Consider the following 644-nt stretch of genomic DNA (forward strand, 5'->3'; position numbering starts at 1 on the left):
ATTGAAAATAATGTTGTTTCTATTAGGGATAACGGAATTGGCTTTGATATGAATGGTAAAAGTACGGGACTTGGATTAAAAATAATTGAGGATATATCTAGACTGCTCAATATTAAATATACTTTACAGTCAAATAAAGATGGTTCTTACGTATATTTGGTGAAACAACGAAAGAATTTTCAATTGACAATATAATTGTTCGTTTTTTATGAAACTTCAGAGTGGAAATGAGTTCAAGCGAGACTTTGGCTTTTCTTTAATACGTACAATTTTTGAATCGTCACCAAAAGTGCGTAAGAACCTAAAGATGGGACTATATTTTGCTTTACCGCAGTCGAAAAAAAAATATAAAGCGTACTTTGAAATTGTCTATAATGTTACACTTTATATTAAAAAAGGTACATCACTAATTATATAGTGGTGTATCTTTTTTCTTCTTTAACTAACCTTATACCCCGATTAGAACAAGTCATAGAACAAGTCAGTAAAAGGTTCATTGAAAATATGAAGGAAATGTTATAATAGTATTTTGAATATTGTGTTGATTACAGCTCAATACGAACGCAATCGTGACTTAGAAATTTAAAAGGATAGTATTAAGATCGGAGGGGAAGTAAGGTGACCGTTGAATTGTTTATCAAAGG

Annotated in this window: 1 pseudogene; it reads left to right on the forward strand. The window is 30.3% G+C overall.

What is annotated here, in order from left to right:
* A pseudogene (locus V7024_RS21720) lies at nt 1-195 on the forward strand (two-component sensor histidine kinase); the annotation flags it as partial.
* Nucleotides 196-644: the final 449 nt, after the last annotated feature.

The sequence above is a fragment of the Bacillus sp. JJ864 genome (assembly GCF_036963045.1).
Classification (GTDB): Bacteria; Bacillota; Bacilli; order Bacillales; family Bacillaceae_G; genus Bacillus_A; species Bacillus_A pseudomycoides_C.